Origin of the sequence: Thiolinea disciformis DSM 14473, assembly GCF_000371925.1 — a bacterium.
Lineage (GTDB): Bacteria > Pseudomonadota > Gammaproteobacteria > Thiotrichales > Thiotrichaceae > Thiolinea > Thiolinea disciformis.
The window spans coordinates 153067-173610 of the sequence record NZ_AQVE01000007.1 but is presented as its reverse complement, the minus strand read 5'-3'; the positions used below and the strand labels follow the sequence as shown (position 1 = coordinate 173610).

Below are 20544 nucleotides of genomic sequence, written 5' to 3'. Positions count from 1 at the left end.
AGTTGGTACAGAGGGGGGCGTATTTGTGGGGAATTTCGGTTATTTTTGTAACAATTGAACAAAATTTAGACAAATTGTTATAAAAAAATAATGTTATTCTTTATACGCCTAATTTCCACGATAGCTACGATGATGGTTTGTCTATGAATGCACTCACTTTTCGTGAGGCTCGTCATCTTGTGTCCCGTACGGGACTAGGTGCTGAGTGGAGTAGTATTAAAAAGCTTGAAGGGCTAGCTCAAGCACAAGCTGTAGAGCATGTGATTAATCAATCCCCTTCGCCGCTTCGTCCTACTCCGCGCTTTTCACCTTGGAGCAAGTTGGAGCCCATGCGCGATGATAGTACTCAAGGGCGCAAAGATGCTTGGGTTATAGCCCAAGAAGAAGGAAAACGTTTACAAGGATGGTGGATAGAGCAAATGATGGCGACACAATCGCCGTTCATTGAGCGTATGACCCTATTCTGGCACGGCTTTTTCACTTCCTCGATTCAAAAAACCCTGCAGCCTAGTTTATTACTAGAGCAGAACCTAATGCTGCGTACACAAGCCTTAGGGAATTTCAAGACCTTGTTACATGCTGTATCGCGTGATCCTGCCATGTTGGTTTATTTAGATGGCTACGAAAATATCAAAGGTCGACCCAATGAGAATTTCGCACGCGAATTACTCGAACTCTTTACGATTGGCCCGAAAGAATACAGCCAAGCGGATGTCAAAGCAGCGGCTATCGCCTTTACTGGTTGGGGGCTTGATCCACATACCGGTGATTTCGTGGTGCGCCCTGACCAACATGACAAACGCCCCGTCACCTTTTTAGGTCGCACTGGCAGTTTCGATGGCGCCGATATTATTAATATCCTCTTAGAGCATCCCAAAACCGCCGAACGTTTAGCGGAGCAATTTTGGAAAGCTTTTGTTAGTAACTCACGTCCTAGCTCAAAAACAATGCAAGCTTGGGGCGCTCAAATCCGGCGTGCTGATTATGATATTAAAGAAGCACTCAGGATGGTATTGAATAGCCCTGAGTTCTGGGATGAGCACAATCGTGGTGCGATTGTAAAATCTCCGATTGACATTCTGATTGGTACAGCACGCATGGGTAATTACCCACGCGAAAGTACTGGTGAGTTGGTTAATTTATGTCGCTTACTGGGCCAACAATTGTTCGATCCGCCCACGGTAAAAGGCTGGGCAGGTGGGGAACATTGGATCAGCACTCAGACCTTATTAGTTCGCGCATCTTATTTGGCGAAGATTGCTAGAGGGAGCATGGATCGCAAAACTGATGGAGACGCTGGCTTCCCTGTCAGTAGTTCGCGTGAATTAATAGATTGGCTGGTTGCCGTTCCACCCGTTAACCCGCCGCCTGAAATTCCCGGCAATCGTCGCTTAGCTCATGCTTTGCTACTTGATCCGGCATTTCAAGTCGCTTGAGTCGAAATAATAATAAAAATTTTATGTGTAACGCCCACCACTTTGATGGGACATTAAGGACAATGTGAGGGAAATCTATGAATCGACGTGGTTTTTTGAAACTAGCTAGCCTCGTGCCTGCCGCAGGATTAATGCCAAGCACTTTATGGGCCGCTTCTTCGAAAAAAACAATAAGCGCTAGTTCAACGCCCAGTCCAACCAACACTCAAGAAACTGCCGTAACTGCGCCTAAAACAGTGCGGCGGCGTAATATTGTTTTAATCAAGTTAAGTGGCGGAAATGATGGTTTAAATACACTCGTTCCTCTTAAAGACTATGCAAAATACCAAAAGTTCCGCCCAACATTAAGCCAACCTGCACAAGCTTATAAATTAGCATCTTTGGATGGCAGTGGCATGGCCTTGAATCTTTATATGTCACACCTATCTAAATGGTGGAATCAGGGTAATGTGGCATGGATTCAAGGGGTCGGCTATGAGCATCCCATTTTATCGCATTTCCGCTCTAGCGATATTTGGGATACCGCAAGTGATGCTTTCGTAGAATCTGAAATTGGTTGGCTCGCCCAAGTACTGCCTCAATACAAATCCGGCCTGCATGGCATTATTGTCGGCGAGGGTTTAGGCCCCATGTCCGGCAAAGATTGCCACACCATTGCTATGCAAAGCCCTCAGGTCTTTCTCAATCAAATTAGCTTAGTAAAAGATGCCAATCCTTTGAAAAATGCGAGCCCAGCATTAGCGCATATCACCAATATTCAGCATCAACTGCACGAGGCTGGTTTGCAAATTAAAGAAAAGATGGGGAATCCTCGCCCTATTCCGGGTTTTGCCAATGGTGTTTTAGGCCGTCGTTTGGAATCTGTTGCGCAAATGATTTTGTCAGACGTGGATACGGCGGTTTATAAAGTTGAACATAGCGGTTTTGATACCCACGCTAACCAACTCAATAAACAGAATAATTTGTTAAATGAACTCGCTATTGCCTTGGATTCTTTCGCTAACACCATGCAGGCGAATGGCCGTTGGGATGATGTTCTAGTAGTGACTTATTCTGAGTTTGGGCGGCGTGTACAGGAAAATAAAGGTGGCGGTACTGACCATGGTGCAGCTTCCGTACAACTTGTGATGGGCGGAAAAGTTCGTGGCGGTGTGTATGGTGAACGTCCGAACCTCAATGAATTGGATAAGGACGGCAACTTGCATATGACAACTGACTTCCGCCAAGTCTATGGTACTTTGGCGAGTCGTTGGTTTAATGTGAATAACCCGTGGTCACAGTTCAAAACCATTCCGTTTGTCTGATCAAGCTGATTGCTTCATAATCGCCTTCCCAATAGCGATATGAAGCCGACCCTATGTGGTTTAAAAACCTCTATCTGTACCAATTACAACAAGAGTTTCCGTTAACGGCGGAAACTCTCCACGAACGTTTATCCTCCAAGCCTTTTGCGCCCTGCACGAAAGAACAACGCGAAGCAAGCGGTTGGGTAGCGCCACTCGGTAAAGATTCTGAAAATCTCGCTCATGGCAGCGGTGGTTTTATTCTAATCTCCATGGCACATCAAGAACGCATCCTGCCTTCTACCGTGATTCGCGAAACCTTGGAAGAGCGCGTTGAAGATATTGAAGCGCGCGAAAATCGTAAACTTGGCAGTCGTGAGAAGAAAGATTTACGCGAACAAATCGAATTTGAACTACTACCACAAGCCTTTACACGTACACGCCAATTGGATGCTTGGATTGATACGGAAAAACGCTGGGTCGTCTTGAATACCAGCTCAGCCAGTCAAGCCGAGCGCTTAACCAGCTTATTGCGTAAAACCATTGACTCTTTTCCCGTGATCACGCCGGATACCCAACAATCGCCGACGTTTGTGATGACGCAATGGCTGAGTAGCGGTGTCTTGCCTGCGCCATTTGAATTGGGTGAAGAATGCGAATTACGTAGCCAAGGTGAAACACAATCCGTTGCCAGCTTTAAAAAGCACGAATTGCTCAGTGATGAGGTAAAGACCAACTTAGCCAGCGGCAAATTCGTTTCCAAACTGATGCTCACTTGGGATAAGCGCATTAGCTTTGTATTGACGGATGCCCTACATGTTAAGCGTGTCAAGTTTCTGGATATCTACGATGAGCAACTTGAGGAACAAGACCCCCAATCTCAGGCTGAACGTAAAGATATTGAATTTACGCTGATGACGGGGGAGGTCGCACGCTTGATTGAGGATTTGATGCAGTGTTTTAATTCAGCTAAAACAACAGCTTAAATTTGAAACGAGGGCTTAGTGAGAATGACCTTCTGCGCTGTTTTTCGGATTCCTATCCAAACCAGTAATAGGCTCACACTCCAACCAGTTCGCTTTTTTTGTGAGGAAGGCCATCCTCACTAAGCCCTACGGCATTAAGTATAGTCAATTTTTTCAAACGCGTTGCTTAACTGAACAAAATCATGCAAAAAAATTTCTCATCTGTTCAATTGGTCACTTGCGATGAAGCAACTTATGCGAGCGCCATAGTAGCCATCTTGAATGACGCTATCGTGACATCGACCGCGCTTTATGATTATCGCCCACGCCCGCCGGAGGCCATGAATACTTGGTTTCAAGCCAAACGTCAGGGCAATTTCCCTGTGTTAGGCTTAGTGGATGATAGCCAGCAATTACTGGGCTTCGGAAGCTATGGCACATTTCGCGCTTGGCCTGCCTATAAATATACAGTGGAACACTCTATTTATATTCGCGCTGATCAGCGCAGCAATGGCTATGGGAAAACCTTACTGAAAGCGTTGGTTGAGCAAGCTAAGCAGCAAAACTATCACGCACTTATTGGTGCTATTGATAGCCAGAATCAAGCTAGCATTGCGCTCCATCAACAATTAGGCTTTCAACAGGTCGGACTTTTTCCACAAATCGGCTTTAAGTTTGGGCACTGGCTCGATGTAGCCTTTTATCAATTGACCCTGAATACGCCGCTACAGCCACAAGATGGCTAATTTATGGCCACTTTACTGACATCCCTTGCCTTATTGCTCTGTGGCTATGCGCTTTTTAGTGCAGTAGTACTGGGCTTAACTGAATTTCGCCTTCATAACACCAACCCAGTACCCACTGTTTTAGCAGGCTGGGTTTTATTAATAGCCTTAGCGGGTTTGCAACTGAGTCATTTTGCGTATCTGGCCTCTGAGCGAGACTGGATTCACAGCGCGCCTTATCGGATGTTGCTTTTCACCGTCGCACCCGCTTTTTATTTTTTCAGCCGACCTTTATTACAAGCCAATCATCAACTGTCGCCGCGACAAAGCTTACACATCTTACCAATCCTAAGCGCTGCGTTTATGCCTTACGCTTGGGCACTGCCATTAGCTTTTGCCGTGGGAGCCGGTTATCTATTGTGGCTTGCTAAAACCATTTATGCCTTACGCGCCCAACGCAGCCAATTCCAATGGGAATTAATGATTTTAGGCGGTGTTTTTGCCCTAGCCTTAGGCGTTATGCTCTTAGGTTTAGCACTACCTTTGCTGTCAGAACCTCTTTTTTTCAGTTTATATGCTAGTGCGATTGGATTTGCGTTTGTACTGGTCAATCTCGCCTTAAGTCGTGCACCACAACTCAGTAGCCAAGTTGAAGAAGCAGCCCGTGCTACTTATGCTAACTCCACCTTAAATCATGTGGATCATAACGCCGCCTTACAGCGTTTAGATCAGGTGATGAAGGAACAACAAGTATTTCAATCCCCTGACTTTGGTCTTGATCACCTAGCACAACACCTTCAACTCTCCAGCCACCAAACCTCTGAATTGATTAATGTCCATTTAGGTAAGGGTTTCTCGCGCCTCGTTCGTGAATATCGGATTGAAGCCGCCAAGGCTATGCTCATCGCTGAACCGAGTGCTTCAGTCTTATCGGTGGGTTTGAGTGTGGGCTTTACGTCACAATCGAATTTTTATGAGGCGTTTCGAGAAATTACGGGCACCACTCCCGCCCAATATCGCAAGCTCAACGCATCGAATCAGACTTAGTCTGACTAAAATTACTTCCCACTGATCTTTTCATAAGCTTATTCTAGTTCTCTTCGATCAAACCGGAAGTCAGAACCCCAGAAAGTCCTTAATATTCACTCAAGATTTTAAGGAGATAGCCACATGAATATTTTACTCACGGGTGCTTCGGGATTTATTGGTGGGCATATTAAAAAAGCACTACAAGCCGCAGGACATCAAGTCAAACCTATTTCACGCACACAAGGCATAGATTTTAATACCATGCTTACCCCAGACGCGTGGTTACCACACTTACGAGGGATTGATGCTGTTATTAATAGTGTGGGCATCATCGCAGAAACGGCTGGTCAAAGTTTTGAGAACCTGCATTATCGCGCCCCTGCGGCCTTATTTCAGGCAAGTGCAAAAGTAGGGGTAAAACGCGTGATTCAAATTTCTGCCTTGGGGGCAGACGCAAAGGCGTTTGCGCCTTATCAGCTTAGTAAGAAAGCTGCTGATGATGTTTTACGTGGCTTAGCTTTAGATTGGTTTATTCTGCGTCCCTCTTTGGTATACGGGGAAGGCGGCAAAAGCTCGGCGATGTTTAAACTCATGGCAAGCTTACCCATTATTCCGCTAGTGGGCGATGGCAAGCAACGCATTCAGCCGGTACATGTCAGCGATGTAGTCGCAACGGTTATGCAGGCCCTGAGTGCAACACCGGCACAACGTACCTTGGATGTGGTAGGGGCTTATCCGCTGAGCTTTATTGATTGGCTTCAAACGATGCGCCAGCGTGATGGCAAGAAAAATGCGCTAACCTTGCCTATACCTTTTAGCCTCATCCTAAACAGCGCAAAACTAATGCGCTATCTCGTACCGATGATGCACCCCGATAATTTACGTATGTTGCAGAATGGCAATGCTGCGTCGGTTGAGCCCTTGGCAGAGTTTTTGGGGCGAATGCCTTTGAGTGTGGAACAAGCACCATGATGTATTTAAGCTTGAAATACCTGCATATTTTAAGCATGGTACTGTTATTCGGCACCGGTCTGGGCAGTGCTTTTTATAAATGGATGGCCGATCGCAGCGGTAATATTGCTCATATTGCAGTCACTAATCGCCATGTGGTATGGGCTGACTGGATTTTCACCACACCCACGGTCATTTTTCAACCTTTAAGCGGCCTTTGGATGGTACATATCCTGCATTTGCCACTCAGCACTCCATGGATTGCGTTGAGCTTAGCTTTTTATGCTATTGCGGGTCTTTGTTGGCTGCCAGTGGTGTGGCTACAAATTCGGATGCGCCAACTTTCTGAGCAAGCCATACAAGAGCAAAGCGCCCTACCCGCTTTATACTGGCATTATGCGCGCATTTGGTTTTGGCTGGGTGTACCTGCCTTTATTGCCATGCTCTTAGTCGTACTCTTAATGGTGTTTAAATCAAACTTAGGATAGTTCGAATGAGTCATAGCACTACACAAACCCCCATACAACAAGCCTTGGGGGCGCAATGGGAAACCTTGCCTAGCGCACTTAAACGTCATTATGCTAAACATCCCGAGGGCTATACGCACCTCGAACAAGGTCACTTGGATATTAATTACCCAAGCTGGATGCAAGCTTATTTAAGCTTTATGCGCTTAATGGGTGCATTAATTAATCAACGCGGCACTGCGGTTCCTACCCATGTCGAACGTTTACTGGTAGAAGGCAAAGAACAATGGCAGCGTAGCCTGCAATTTCCCAATGGTCGCAGCGTTCAATTTAAAAGTCAGGTGGTTTATCACAACGCGAATGAAATCATCGAATACACTAATGCCATCATGGGTTTGAAAATGGCGGTGCACGTGGAGAATGGTAAACTCTATTACAGCGGCAAAAGCTTTATTCTAAAACTCGGCTCATTGCGCCTGCCCATTCCCGAGTGGCTGATTCTTGGACATAGTACGATTGAAGAAAACGCTATTGACGACCAGTCGTTTGAGATGGACTTTCGTATCAAACACCCTTGGTTCGGCGAAGTTTTTACTTATAAGGGGACGTTTAAGGTCTTGGAAGCACAACGCTTAACCAGCTAGTCCTGCATGAAAACATGCAGGAAATTATAGCTTTTGCATCATTTAAGCTGCTTTAGGCGTAGTATAATGTTGATTAGCTGCTTCAGCCGTGTTGGTTGGAGCGCTGGCTTGCCAAGTGGGCACGTTCACCATTTCATCCAAGGTCCAAGGCATACCAGCCTTACCTTGCAATAATTTCTGGCGTGATAAATTTAAGCTAATCAACTGCGCATCACTCATTCTCAGTAATTCACGCGCCGCACGCTCATAGCCAATCGATTCAAATGCACTTAAAGCTTTGCTAAAAAATCCGGGTGTCATAAAGGTATCCTCGCTTGTTGTCATAATTGCTGCTATGCAACAATTTTGCGCTTCTACCACTACGACCACAAGCGACGATTTATACCGAAACCCGTTAGGAAAGCTTACTTGAAGCAGGCACTTGACGATAAGCCCAAGCCATGACACCTAAGCCAAATAAAATCATGGGCACACTTAATAATTGCCCCTGAGTCATCCAGTCAAATGCGACATAGCCTAATTGAACATCCGGTTCGCGCGCAAACTCCGATATGAAACGGAACAAACCGTAGCAAACTAAAAATAATCCAGCGACTGATCCTGTAGGGCGAGGCTGACGGGTAAATAACCAAAGTATCAAGAATAACAGTGGTCCTTCTAAAGTGGCTTGATAGAGCTGAGAAGGATGGCGCGGCAAATTATCAACCGCTGGGAAAATCATTCCCCATGCGACATCAGTAGGACGCCCCCACAATTCAGCATTAATGAAATTACCTATCCGTCCTGCACCTAAGCCAATCGGGATCAACGGTGCGACAAAATCAGCAATGTTGAATACACTGGTACGCCATTTCAATGCTAATCCTAGCATGACGAGAATCACGCCCATTAAACCACCGTGGAAACTCATCCCACCGTCCCAGACTTGAAAAAACGACATGGGATCTGACAAAAAACCACGTAGATTATAAAACAACATATACCCAACACGACCGCCCAGCACAACGCCAATAGCGCCCCAGAACATCATGTCATCGACCTGATCAGGCGTGAATAAACTACCCGCCTTTTTAGCACGATGTTTACCGATTAACAGAAAGCCCAAAAATCCGACCACATACATCAAACCATACCAATGGACTTTTAACGGGCCGAGCGAAATAGCAATAGGATCAAATTGCGGGTGAGTTAGCATAATAGATTCTTGAAACCCTTGAGAAAACGCGCGAGCTAGCCTAACGCGCACTAAAAAACAATTGATGAAGTGCTTCTCCTGGATCAGCGGCACGCATAAAGGCCTCGCCCACTAAGAAAGCATTCACCTGATGTTTGCGCATTAAAGCAACATCAGCTTGGGTATGTATAGCACTTTCCGTGACCAATAAGGTATTGGCTGGCACTTGTGCTAACAAATTAATAGTCGTATCCAAGGTAACCGTGAAAGTACGTAAATTACGATTATTAATACCCAATAACGGCGGATTTAGTTTCAAGGCACGCTGCAATTCTTCTTCATCATGCACTTCAACTAAAACATCCATCCCTAAATCATAAGCTAAAGCATAAAGCTCGGCTAATTTTCCATCATCCAAAGCGGCTGCAATTAGCAAAATACAGTCCGCCCCTAATACGCGTGCTTCGTAGACCTGATAGGCATCCACCAAAAAATCTTTGCGAATCACGGGTAAAAGACAGGCTGAACGCGCTGCTTTTAAATAGTCTTCATGCCCTTGGAAATAGTGCGCATCAGTCAAAATGGATAAGCACGCGGCGCCGGCTTTTTCATAAGCTTTTGCAATTGCAGGCGGATCAAAATTTTCACGAATAATACCTTTACTCGGTGATGCTTTTTTGATTTCCGCAATAACCGCAGGCTGTCCAGCCGCTACTTTCGCCTGCATAGCGTTCAAAAAGCCACGTACCGGCTCGGCCTGCTGCGCTTGTTCACGCAAGGTCTGTAACGAGACTTGTTGAGAACGCTCGTTAATTTCCTGCCATTTGGTGGCAATAATTTTTTGTAGAATATCAGGAGTGCTCATGCTTGGCTCGGTGGCGTAAATTGTTGAGTCATATCGGCTAATTGCTGCATACGCTGTAAAGCACTGCCATCAGCCATCGCCTGCATCGCCCGCTCAATGCCTGCTTGGTGCGAATCAGCCAAACCCGACACATATAAAGCCGCACCCGCATTTAAGGCCACAATATCACGCGCTGCACCCGCTTGATTACTCAAGGCTTGACGGATTAAGGCCAAGCTTTGTTGGGCAGTATTCACCCGCAAATCGTCTAAGTGTGCACGCTTCAAACCAAAATCTTCTGGTTTAATTTCATATTCGCGTACCGCACCATTTTTTAACTCGGCAACATAGGTAGACGAAGCAATACTAATTTCATCTAAGCCATCCGCAGCATGAACCACCATGACATGGCGACTACCCAATTGCTGTAATACCTCAGCCAACGGTTTCACCCACGTTTTACCAAACACGCCCAATAATTGATTCGGGGCATCGGCTGGATTGGTTAAAGGGCCGAGCAAATTGAAAATCGTGCGCACCGCCATTTCACGGCGTGGGCCAATGGCATGTTTCATAGCATTATGATGCTTTTGGGCAAACAGAAAGCCGACACCCAATTGATTGATACACTGGCCTACTTGATCGGGAGTAATTTCAAGATTTAAGCCCAAGGCCTCTAAAACATCCGCACTGCCACATTTACTGGAGACGGAACGATTGCCATGTTTTGCCACACGCGCACCTGCTGCGGCGGCGACAAAGGCACTCGCGGTAGAAATATTGAAAGTACCGGAGGAATCGCCACCTGTCCCACAGGTATCAATCAAGTATTCGGGATTAACCTTAACCTTGCTGGATAATTCGCGCATTACACTAGCTGCGGCGCTAATTTCGTCCACTGTTTCACCGCGCATCCGCAAACCCATCAAGAACGCACCGATTTGCGCTGGCGTTGCCTGCCCTGTCATCAGTGAACGCATCGCATCCGTCATTTGAGCGCGAGTCAGGGGACACTGCTCAAGTAGTATTTTTATGTATTCTGAAAATTCCACGTCGCGCTTAGCCTCAAATTTGAATGGTTAAAAGCGTATGAACGCACAAGTTTACAATCTTTTTGCCAATAACGCGTACTTTAATAAAAAACTGCTAAAGATGTGGGGGATTTTCGCGGAGCTGAGAGAATATACGGATAAACACGAACACCCCGTCCATAAACGGACAGCTAGCCTACTTGTGCTTTTAGCTTGACCATTAGAAACTATAGAGCCTCAAGCCATTTGAGTCAGCTAGCGTGGCCTTTACCCTGCGTCAATTGCATTACTTCACTGTTACTGCCGCTCTAGGCAGTATGTCGCAGGCTTCTCAGCACTTATCGATTTCGCAATCAGCCATTACCGAAGCCATTAAAGAACTTGAATCTGATTTAGGGATTATTTTATTCGAGCGCCATGCACGTGGCTTGCGCCTCACGCATGCTGGTCAAAAGTTTTTGCGCCATGCCCAGCTTATTTCTGAGCAAGTGGCCGACGCACGGCAAGCCTTTAGTGAAAAGCATACCGATCCTATTTTGGAAGGTGAGTTTAATTTAGGTACCAGTCCCTTAGTATCAGGTTATGTGCTCTCCGATATTTTGGCGCGTTATCGTCGTGCTTATCCCGATGTTAAAGTGAATGCCATTGAAGATAGCGGTGAATATCTGGAGCATTTACTGATTGGTGGAGAACTAGATGCTGCGGTTATGGTTTTGTCGGATATACGTCCGCGCATGGGTTTGGAAATCGAGATTTTGCAAGTCTCTCCCTATCGTTTGTGGCTCCCCCTTGGCCATGCGTTATTGGAAGTTGAAAGTGTTTCACTCACTGACTTGGCGCAAGAGCCACTGATTATTTTGACCTTGGATGAAATCGAAGAGGCGACGCATCGTTTATTGAGAGGCTTCAATACTCGTCCTAGTGTGGCGTTCCGAACCCGCTCGGTGGAAGCCGTGCGCAGTTTAGTCGCCACCCATGCGGGCGTAGCACTATTACCCGATTTAGTGTACCGCCCTTGGTCTTTGGAAGGTGATCGGATTGAGTCACGTGATATTTCGGGCTATTTGCCAGTGATTCAAGTTGGCGTGGTGTGGCGTAAGGGTACACGCTTAGCTGAACACGTACGCCATTTTATTAGTATTGCGCATTGGCAACATCAATTTCGTTGGCGTAACTAAGGAAATTTTCTCACGGTTGACCATAAGAACAACCTCAGACAGTCCTCAACTAAATCGAATTCTGCGAGCCTTACTGTTGCTGTACTAATCCTTAGATAATACTGTGCGAATTATAAAAACCTGCTAGTTTGCTGGTAGTTTAACATAAACAGTTAAGCCCGCTAATCGCTGAAGAACTCAAACATAGTCCAAAACCTTACCTGCTTGTATTACTGCCAGACCACCCTTAAAGGCTCTCGGCCAATGATTGACTAACTGGAGAGTTTGTTCGATGACTGAGATTGCACATACTGGAACGCCGCTCCTCTATGCAGGTTTTAGTATCCTCGTCGTGGTTTTACTGGCGGTAGATTTTTTGTTGCTGCGCACACAGGGCAGCCATAAGGTTTCCGTGAAAGAAGCTGCAGGGTGGTCAGTCGTATGGTTTATGGCCGCTGGAGCCTTCGGTGCTTGGTTCTGGTGGCACCTCCATAGTCAATTCGGCTCAGACATTGCAGACCAAAAAGTACTTGAATATGCAACTGGCTATCTCATTGAGAAGGGTCTTGCTATCGAGAATGTATTCGTGTGGATTACCATCTTCACCTATTTTTCGATACCCTCCGAGCTTCAGAAGCGCGTACTGCTTTGGGGGGTTATTGGCGCAATCCTGATGCGTGCGGTACTCATCTACCTTGGCGCTTTGCTCATTCAACAATTTTCATGGATCTTTTATGTGTTCGGCGCGTTTCTAATTTTCACAGGCATCAAAATGTTCCTGTTCACTGGCAAGAAAAGTGATCTTGGTTCTAACCCGCTGTTACGCTGGCTTCGCAATCACTTACCGATTACCAACGATCTACATGGGGAACGCTTCGTAGTCATTGAGCATGGCAAAAAGGCACTTACACCACTTTTCCTAGTGCTTGTGTTAGTAGAAGTCACTGATCTTATTTTCGCTGTTGACAGTATTCCTGCTATCTTCGCCGTGACGAACGATCCGTTCATCGTATTCACAGCGAATACCTTTGCCATCCTTGGATTACGCGCTATGTACTTTTTGCTAGCTGACGTAGCCGATCGTTTTCACCTGCTAGGTTATGGCCTTGCTATCATCGTTACACTGGTAGGGGTCAAAATGCTGATCATGGAATTCTATAAAGTGCCTATTCTGTGGATGCTGGGCACTGTGGCATTGGTACTAGCCGTTTCTATTCTAGCCAGCCTTTTCGTGAAACCACCTGAACCTCAGGGTTCTTCAAAGCCCTAAACTATTAGCGGCTAGATCTTTTTTAAGCACCTAGCGCTATAGCAGTGCGCAAGCGCGGAATCTTGAATAGTACTTAGATACTAAGCTAGCCATCTTTTTTTCCGATAGCTCACTTCTGTGTAATTAACTGGTTATAGCTCACTATATTTGTTCTAATCAGGCTACAGCAGTCAATAATCAATCTGAGCTAAGGAGGAGAGCTTATGAATGGGGTGACGAAATTTAGTCTAAGTGTAGTAATAGGTACGGCGCTAGCGAGTTCTGTAGCCCAAGCCGATATGCTGCAAGAACTTGGCAAAAGTGAAGGCAAGCTCAATATTGTCGCTTGGCCGGGCTATATCGAACGCGGCGAAACCGATAAAGCCTACGACTGGGTAACCAAATTCGAGGAAAAGACTGGCTGTAAAGTCAGTGTTAAAACCGCGAATACTTCGGACGAAATGGTCGCCTTGATGAATGAAGGTGGCTTTGATTTGGTTACAGCCTCAGGCGATGCGTCCTTGCGCTTGATTGCGGGTGAACGCGTCCAGCCGATCAATCCTAAATTAATTCCCAGTTGGTCGACTATCGACAAACGCTTGCAAGATGCGCCTTGGCATACGGTCAATGGTGTGCATTACGGTACGCCCTATATGTGGGGGCCGAATGTCTTAATGTATAACACCGAAGTTTTCAAAGAAGCACCGAAAAGCTGGAAGGTGGTATTCGAGCCGATGGATTTCCCTGACGGCAAACCGAATAAAGGTCGGGTGCAAGCTTACGATGGCCCAATTCATATTGCCGATGCAGCGAACTACCTGATGGCGCACAAGCCTGATCTTGGTATTAAAAGTCCTTACGAGTTAAACGAAGATCAATACAAAGCAGCGTTAGATTTGCTGCGTCAACAACGTACCCTCGTGTCGCGCTATTGGCATGATGCCATGATTCAGATTGATGACTTCAAGAATGAAGGTGTGGTCGCTTCAGGCTCATGGCCTTTCCAAGTGAATTTATTGCAAGGCGAGAAAAAGCCGATTGCCTCAACGATTCCGGAAGAAGGTGTCACCGGCTGGGCGGACACCACCATGTTGCACGCTAAGGCTGAAAATCCGAATTGCGCCTATATGTGGATGGAGCACAGTCTATCCTCCAATCTACAAAGCGACTTAGGTGTATGGTTCGGTGCCAATCCGAGCGTGCCAGCAGCCTGTACCGATAAGCGCGGCCTGTTGGATGAAGCGACTTGCAAGAAAAATGGCATGGAAGACTTTGAGAAAATTAAGTTCTGGGTCACCCCTGCTGCAAAATGCGCCTCACAAACCGCTTGTGTACCTTATTACCGTTGGGTTTCTGATTATATTGCAGTGATTGGCGGCCGCTAATCCTGCACTACGGCGAGTTTAAGTTTTTAAGCTCGCTGATTTTTCTTGCTTTAGATCAGGAATACCATGACCACACCCACGGCTGTGCTATTTGAGCAAGTCTCGCGTCATTTCGACCAAGTAAAAGCGGTCGATGGCGTCAACTTATCCATTCAGGAAGGCGAATTCTTTGCCATGCTGGGACCTTCTGGCTCTGGAAAAACCACCTGTTTGCGTTTAATTGCTGGATTTGAACAGCCTAGTGCTGGACATATTGAAATCTTTGGTGAACGTGTTGAAGGCGTACCACCCTATCGCCGACAAGTGAATACTGTTTTCCAAGACTACGCGCTTTTCCCACACCTCAATATTCTCGATAATGTCGCCTATGGCTTAATGATTCGCGGCATGGATAAAAAGGCACGTCATCAAGCGGCTGAAAATGCGCTGGCTTTAGTAGAACTCAAGGGCTTTTCTAGGCGTAAACCAGCCCAATTATCTGGCGGACAGCGTCAACGGGTTGCCTTAGCACGTGCGCTAGTAAATCAACCCAAAGTATTACTGCTGGATGAACCGCTTGGTGCTTTGGATTTAAAACTGCGCGAGCAAATGCAGGAAGAGTTAAAGGCGCTGCAAAAACAGCTCGGTATCACTTTCGTATTCGTTACTCATGATCAAGGCGAAGCCCTATCAATGGCGGATCGGATTGCGGTGTTTAATCAAGGCAAAATTATCCAAGTTGATACGCCCCAAGCCTTATACCGCCATCCCAATTCACCCTTTGTAGCGAATTTCGTCGGATCGTCCAATGTCTTGTCGCCAATTTTTATGCAAAGTTTAGGCTTGCCTGTACGCTGGGCTAGCTTGCGTCCGGAAGATATTCAAGTGGTGCAAACCGGTGGTTATAGCGCGACTTTATTGAGCCGCAGTTATATGGGTAGCGCCAATCGTGTGCAGCTAATACTCAACGACCAACCACTACAGGCATTAGTACCACATCATATTCCCTTACCCGCCGATCACAGCAGCGTACAAATTGCATGGCAGCCCAGTAATTTGCATTTGATGGAATCGGCATGAACACACTGGTCACACCACATACCTATTCACGTTTGGCACGCTTATCCGATTACTTGTGGCATCACCCTAAACAAGTATTGATAGCGATGTTAGTTCTGCCGGTGTTGTGGTTAGGGGTGGTTTATTTAGGTTCACTCGCGACTTTATTGATTCAAAGCTTTTTCTCAATTGACGAATTTTCTGGTCTGATCAAACACGAGTGGACACTAAAAACCTATCAAGAGCTCTTCGTCCCCGCCAATCTCGATATTATTCTGCGTACAGTCTTGATGGCAGCCCTAGTCACCATCGCCTCAGCCATTCTTGCTTTTCCGATTGCTTATTATGCAACGCGGTATGCTAAAGGTGTTTGGAAGGCGCTGTTCTATATCGGCATCATGCTGCCGCTGTGGTCGAGCTATTTAGTCAAAATCTATGCGTGGAAATTGATTTTGGCGCGGGAAGGCATCTTGAATTGGCTATTCACCAGTTTGCATTTAGATGGTTTATTGAATGTGTATTTAGCGCTACCCGTGGTAGGGGGTAGCTCGCTATCGGTGAGCTATACCGGCACTTTTTTAGTGTTTGTGTATGTGTGGCTGCCTTTTATGATTTTGCCCTTGCAAGCCGCTCTAGAACGAGTGCCCAGCAGTTTATTGGAAGCTTCTGCTGATTTAGGTGCTAGTGCTTGGCAAACCTTTCGCCATGTTTTATTACCACTCGCCCTGCCCGGTTTAATTGCCGGTTCGATTTTTACCTTTTCGCTCACCTTAGGCGATTACATTATTCCGCAAATTATTGGTTCCTCGCGTTTGTTCATTGGCCAAGCGGTATATATGCAGCAAGGTACAGCGGGCAATATTCCCTTAGCAGCAGCTTTTTCGGTAGTGCCGATTGTGATTATGGGCATTTATTTGTGGCTGGCAAAACGCGCGGGGGCTTTCAATGCACTCTAAAGCGCCTTGGAGCTTAAAAATTGCGGCTGGCTTAGGATTGGCCTTTTTACACTTGCCAATCCTATTGATCTTTGTGTATGCCTTCACCACCGAAGAAAAAAGCTATCAGTGGCCGCCACCCGATTTCACATTAAAGTGGTTTGGGGTCGCGTGGGAGCGCAGCGATGTGTGGGAAGCGTTAACGCTCTCTGTAAAAGTCGCCAGTATTTCCACCTTAATTGCGTTAGTGCTAGGTACTTTATGCGCCGCTGCGGTATCACGCACGCGCTTTTTTGGCCGCGAAACCATTTCCTTGTTGGTCATTTTGCCCATTGCCCTCCCCGGCATTATCACCGGTATTGCGCTACGTTCAGCTTTCAATCTGGCGGAAATTCCTTTCTCGTTTTGGACGATTGTATTGGGACATGCGACCTTTTGTATTGTGGTGGTTTATAACAATGCAGTGGCACGTTTTCGGCGACTTTCGGGTTCATTAATTGAAGCCTCAATGGATTTGGGCGCGAATAGTTTTCAGACTTTTCGTTATGTGATTTTGCCGAATATTGCCACTGCATTATTAGCAGGCGGGATGTTGGCATTTGCGCTCTCATTTGATGAAGTCATTGTCACTACTTTCACCGCAGGGCAACAAAGCACTTTGCCGATTTGGATGTTGGAAGAATTGGTACGCCCACGCCAACGCCCCGTGACTAATGTAGTCGCAGTGATGGTGGTGTTAATGACGTTGCTGCCGATTATCGCGGCGTATTACTTAACTCGTGACGGCGAGCACAGTGCTGGCCAAGGTAAATAAAGGAGCAGGTATGGATACTCAGATGTTAATTGGTGCAAGCTTTGAAGCGGGCACTGAAGCAGAAGAAACCATTTTTAATCCTCGAACTGGCGCTAAGATTTTAGGCATCCCTGAAGCCTCACCAGATCAAATTAATCGCGCAGTGGCTGCTGCCGAAAAAGCTTATGATGCTTGGTCACGCACCACACCCGCGCAACGCTCAGCTTATTTATTAAAAATAGCCGATCGTTTAGAAGCCGAAGCGGATGAGTTTGCGACACTGGAAGCGCTCAATTGTGGCAAGCCGATTAATGCGGCACGCAATGATGAATTGCCCGCGATTATTGACTGCTATCGTTTTTTTGCCGGTGCAGTGCGTTGTATGCCGGGAAATGCTGCGGGTGAATATTTACCCGGCCATACTTCAATGATTCGGCGTGATCCAATTGGTTTGGTGGCCTCCATTGCGCCTTGGAATTATCCTTTAATGATGATGGCATGGAAACTTGCCCCTGCTTTAGCGGGTGGCAATACCGTTGTATTCAAACCTTCCGAGCAAACCCCACTCACCGCCCTCAAATTCGCCAAACTCCTTGCTGATATTTTGCCCGAGGGGGTAGTGAACGTGGTATTAGGACGTGGTGATAGCGTTGGTAATGCCCTGATTAACCATCCAAAAATCAATATGATTTCTATTACGGGTGACATCGCGACCGGCAAGAAAGTCATGCAAGCGGCTGCAAAATCGGTTAAGCGCACCCATTTAGAATTAGGTGGTAAAGCGCCAGTCATTGTATTCGATGATGCTGATTTAGAAGCGGTGGTGAATGGTTTACGAACCTTCGGGTTTTATAATGCCGGACAAGATTGCACGGCTGCTTGTCGTGTGTATGCAGGCCCGAAAATCTATGAACGTTTAGCAGCGGATTTGTCCTCTGCGGTCAGTTCTATTCGCTATAACCAAGCAGATGATAGTGCTAATGAAATGGGGCCTTTGATTTCAACGCGCCAACGTAATCGCGTGGCTAGCTTTGTTGATCGTGCGGCTGAATTGAAACATATTGAAGTGACTACCGGTGGCAAAATAGCAGGTGAAAATGGTTTCTATTATGAGCCTACGGTGGTAGCAGGCGCTTTACAAACGGATGAAATTGTTCAGCGTGAAGTCTTTGGTCCTGTCATTTCACTGACGCGTTTTACCGATACGGACGAGGCAGTCAATTGGGCCAATGACTCCGATTATGGCCTAGCCTCTTCGGTGTGGACGAAAGACGTCAGTAAAGCGATGGCAACTGCTGCACGCTTACGTTATGGCTGCACGTGGATTAATACCCATTTCATGCTGGTGAATGAAATGCCTCACGGCGGCTTAAAACAATCGGGCTATGGAAAAGATATGTCGCTGTATGCACTGGAGGATTACACCACTGTACGCCATGTGATGATTGCGCATTAACATTGCCACTCATAAAAAAGCCCCTAAAAGGGGCTTTTGAGGTATTAGAAGGGAATATCATCATCAAAATCTTCGAAGCCACGATCAGCAGGTGGTGGCGGTGGTGCGCTAGCACGAGGTGCTTGTGAGGCGGTGGTACGAGCTGGTTTTTGTGGCTGTTCTTGATCAACTGAAGGCGCATTAAAATTCTCGCCCGACGCCTCAGATCGACCACCCAGCATTTGCATGGAATCGCCTACGATTTCTGTCGTATAACGATCCTGTCCATCTTGGCCTTGCCACTTACGCGTTTGAAGCTTGCCTTCAATATAAACCTGCGAGCCTTTGCGTAAGTATTGTGCTGAAATTTCAGCTAATTTATTAAATAAAACAACACGATGCCATTCAGTGCGCTCTTGTTTTTCATTAGTATTTTTATCGACCCACTGTTCGCTGGTCGCAAGACTTAGGTTAGTCACCGCGCCGCCGCTCGGCATATACTTGGTCTCTGGATCGCGACCCAATGTACCGACCAAAATAACCTTATTTACTCCACGAGCCATGTAGTATTCCTCATTAATAATGACAGCTAATTTTACGCGGAAGCCCCCGAAATTGCACGGAGCGCCTGCTCATTTAACTCAGACTTTTTCACCTTCAAATAAGCCACTTGCTCCTTGGCGACAATTTCGACTTCATACACGCCAGGGGTCTCTTTGAGCTGCTGATAAATCTGTTCCCAATCCTGATTTTCACCATCCAAACGGATCACACGGCTGGTGTAAAAGGTCGGCGGTGGCAAACGCAAGCTCACTAATAACCACAATCCCGCAACCAGAGCACTCAGTAAAAATACACCGAGTGCTTGCCAGTGGGTATTGACCCAGCCGCCTAAAGCGCCGCCCGCAAAAATACCCAAAAATTGCGTGCTGTTATAAATCCCCATCGCCGTTCCCTTAGTCTCAACGGCTGAATACTTAGCCACCAAGGACGGTTGAATGGCCTCTAAAAAATTAAAGCCTAAAAAAAATAATGAAAAGGCGAGTAACAATGAATATGCGGCTTGATAGCCAAAAGCCAACAGCAGTTCGGCCATCATTAATAAACTAATCGCCGCCAGTAACAAGGGCTTAATTTTCTGTTTCTTTTCCGCCACAATAATCAAGGGAATCGCACCCAAAAAAGCAATTAAAAACACTGGTAAATAAATCTTCCAATGCTCTAAGGTTGGCAAGTTGAGTTTTTCGCGGAACAAGGTTGGAATCACTAAAAAGTTTGCGGTCATGATGAAATGCAAAGCAAAAACACCGGCATTCATGCGCAGCAATGCGGTATTTTTCAGAGCCTTACCCAGATAATCGCTTAAAATCCCAGCATCACGATGCGCTCGAATATGGAGTGGCGTAGGTACAGCAAAAATCACCAACAAAATACCGCAGATAGCTAAGCTAAAAGCAAACCAGAAAATCCCTGACATCCCCGCTTTAGCGTACAAAATCGGCCCTACTACAATCGCCACCATGAAAGACAGACCGATGGTCATACCAATGAAGGCCATCACACGAGATCGGTTTTCTTCGCGCGTTAAATCGGCTGCCAAAGCCATCGTCGCGGCGGCAATTGCCCCCATGCCCTGCAAAGTACGCCCCACAATAATCATCTCAATTGATTGTGCGAAGGCGGCTACCAAGCTCCCTAGCGCAAAGATTAATAAGCCACCAATAATCACTGGCTTACGTCCTATCCGATCTGAGGCAATCCCTAATGGAATCTGGAAAATGGCTTGGGTAAGGCCATAAATGCCAATCGCAAGTCCTGCTAGAAAATCAGTCGAATGCGGTAAACTGTGCGCATATAAGGCAAACACCGGCAGAATCATGAATAATCCGAGCATCCGAACCGCATAAACTGCGGATAATGAAGCAGCAACACGCCATTCCAGAGCATTCATAAAAGCATCGCTATTGTCAAAATCATTGGGGGCTGTATGGTAGCGCTTCTCA

At 46.4% G+C, this 20544-nt stretch carries 21 protein-coding genes; 15 read left to right on the top strand and 6 right to left on the bottom strand.

Annotated elements, in window-relative coordinates; translation table 11 throughout:
• Positions 1-143: 143 nt before the first annotated feature.
• The 8 genes from A3IE_RS0107935 to A3IE_RS0107900 all read left to right on the top strand — a co-directional run bounded on the left by A3IE_RS0107935 (position 144) and on the right by A3IE_RS0107900 (position 7500).
• A complete protein-coding gene (locus tag A3IE_RS0107935) occupies positions 144-1436 on the top strand; it encodes a DUF1800 domain-containing protein (RefSeq protein ID WP_020395074.1) in 1293 nt (430 codons plus the stop codon).
• A 77-nt stretch (positions 1437-1513) separates the two neighbouring features.
• Positions 1514-2740 carry a DUF1501 domain-containing protein gene (locus A3IE_RS0107930; protein ID WP_020395073.1) on the top strand — a complete coding sequence of 409 codons (1227 nt, stop codon included), beginning with the start codon at positions 1514-1516 and terminating at the stop codon, positions 2738-2740.
• A gap of 53 nt (positions 2741-2793) precedes the next feature.
• A complete protein-coding gene (locus tag A3IE_RS0107925; RefSeq protein WP_020395072.1) occupies positions 2794-3705 on the top strand; it encodes a recombination-associated protein RdgC in 912 nt (303 codons plus the stop codon).
• Between the two features lie 182 nt (positions 3706-3887).
• The gene (locus tag A3IE_RS0107920; RefSeq protein WP_020395071.1) at positions 3888-4430 is read left to right on the top strand and encodes a GNAT family N-acetyltransferase; all 543 of its coding nucleotides are present in this window, start codon (positions 3888-3890) and stop codon (positions 4428-4430) included.
• Between the two features lie 3 nt (positions 4431-4433).
• The gene (locus A3IE_RS0107915; protein ID WP_020395070.1) at positions 4434-5456 is read left to right on the top strand and encodes an AraC family transcriptional regulator; all 1023 of its coding nucleotides are present in this window, start codon (positions 4434-4436) and stop codon (positions 5454-5456) included.
• A gap of 123 nt (positions 5457-5579) precedes the next feature.
• Complete coding sequence (locus A3IE_RS0107910) at positions 5580-6410, top strand: NAD-dependent epimerase/dehydratase family protein (RefSeq protein WP_020395069.1); 831 nt, start codon at positions 5580-5582, stop codon at positions 6408-6410.
• Positions 6407-6877 carry a DUF2269 family protein gene (locus A3IE_RS0107905; RefSeq protein WP_020395068.1) on the top strand — a complete coding sequence of 157 codons (471 nt, stop codon included), beginning with the start codon at positions 6407-6409 and terminating at the stop codon, positions 6875-6877. The genes A3IE_RS0107910 and A3IE_RS0107905 overlap by 4 nt, the downstream gene beginning before the upstream one ends.
• Positions 6878-6882: 5 nt before the next feature.
• Entirely contained in the window at positions 6883-7500 is a 618-nt protein-coding gene (locus A3IE_RS0107900; RefSeq protein WP_020395067.1) for a DUF4166 domain-containing protein, read from the top strand.
• A 42-nt stretch (positions 7501-7542) separates the two neighbouring features.
• On the opposite strand, the gene A3IE_RS0107895 is transcribed toward A3IE_RS0107900, so the two are convergent.
• From A3IE_RS0107895 to trpD, 4 genes are all read right to left on the bottom strand, one after another.
• Positions 7543-7824, bottom strand: a complete 282-nt coding sequence (locus A3IE_RS0107895; protein ID WP_157832850.1) for a hypothetical protein — start codon at positions 7822-7824, stop codon at positions 7543-7545.
• A 70-nt stretch (positions 7825-7894) separates the two neighbouring features.
• Positions 7895-8695 (bottom strand): prolipoprotein diacylglyceryl transferase, encoded by an 801-nt coding sequence (lgt, locus tag A3IE_RS0107890; RefSeq protein ID WP_020395065.1) that lies wholly within the window; start codon positions 8693-8695, stop codon positions 7895-7897.
• 40 nt (positions 8696-8735) lie between these two features.
• Positions 8736-9539, bottom strand: a complete 804-nt coding sequence (trpC, locus tag A3IE_RS0107885) for an indole-3-glycerol phosphate synthase TrpC (RefSeq protein WP_020395064.1) — start codon at positions 9537-9539, stop codon at positions 8736-8738.
• On the bottom strand, positions 9536-10570 hold the full coding sequence (trpD, locus tag A3IE_RS0107880; RefSeq protein ID WP_026154841.1) for an anthranilate phosphoribosyltransferase: 1035 nt from the start codon (positions 10568-10570) through the stop codon (positions 9536-9538). Before trpD ends, trpC begins: the two co-directional genes overlap by 4 nt.
• 239 nt (positions 10571-10809) lie before the next feature.
• Here trpD and A3IE_RS0107870 point away from each other — a divergent pair, with 239 nt between their 5' ends.
• The 7 genes from A3IE_RS0107870 (at position 10810) to A3IE_RS0107840 (ending at position 18562) form a co-directional block, all read left to right on the top strand.
• Positions 10810-11727, top strand: coding sequence for a LysR family transcriptional regulator (locus A3IE_RS0107870; protein ID WP_020395061.1), 918 nt, complete (start codon positions 10810-10812; stop codon positions 11725-11727).
• Between the two features lie 271 nt (positions 11728-11998).
• Entirely contained in the window at positions 11999-12976 is a 978-nt protein-coding gene (locus A3IE_RS0107865; protein WP_020395060.1) for a TerC/Alx family metal homeostasis membrane protein, read from the top strand.
• 203 nt (positions 12977-13179) lie between these two features.
• The gene (locus tag A3IE_RS0107860; RefSeq protein WP_020395059.1) at positions 13180-14340 is read left to right on the top strand and encodes an ABC transporter substrate-binding protein; all 1161 of its coding nucleotides are present in this window, start codon (positions 13180-13182) and stop codon (positions 14338-14340) included.
• A gap of 66 nt (positions 14341-14406) precedes the next feature.
• Entirely contained in the window at positions 14407-15399 is a 993-nt protein-coding gene (locus A3IE_RS0107855; protein ID WP_020395058.1) for an ABC transporter ATP-binding protein, read from the top strand.
• Positions 15396-16334 carry an ABC transporter permease gene (locus tag A3IE_RS0107850; RefSeq protein ID WP_020395057.1) on the top strand — a complete coding sequence of 313 codons (939 nt, stop codon included), beginning with the start codon at positions 15396-15398 and terminating at the stop codon, positions 16332-16334. Before A3IE_RS0107855 ends, A3IE_RS0107850 begins: the two co-directional genes overlap by 4 nt.
• Positions 16324-17127, top strand: a complete 804-nt coding sequence (locus tag A3IE_RS0107845; RefSeq protein ID WP_020395056.1) for an ABC transporter permease — start codon at positions 16324-16326, stop codon at positions 17125-17127. The genes A3IE_RS0107850 and A3IE_RS0107845 overlap by 11 nt, the downstream gene beginning before the upstream one ends.
• 10 nt (positions 17128-17137) lie before the next feature.
• Positions 17138-18562, top strand: coding sequence for a gamma-aminobutyraldehyde dehydrogenase (locus tag A3IE_RS0107840; protein WP_020395055.1), 1425 nt, complete (start codon positions 17138-17140; stop codon positions 18560-18562).
• 44 nt (positions 18563-18606) lie between these two features.
• Here the strand turns inward: A3IE_RS0107840 and ssb are convergent, their stop codons facing one another.
• The gene (gene ssb / locus A3IE_RS0107835; RefSeq protein ID WP_020395054.1) at positions 18607-19104 is read right to left on the bottom strand and encodes a single-stranded DNA-binding protein; all 498 of its coding nucleotides are present in this window, start codon (positions 19102-19104) and stop codon (positions 18607-18609) included.
• A gap of 32 nt (positions 19105-19136) precedes the next feature.
• The gene (locus A3IE_RS0107830; protein ID WP_020395053.1) at positions 19137-20492 is read right to left on the bottom strand and encodes an MFS transporter; all 1356 of its coding nucleotides are present in this window, start codon (positions 20490-20492) and stop codon (positions 19137-19139) included.
• Between the last annotated feature and the right edge of the window lie 52 nt (positions 20493-20544).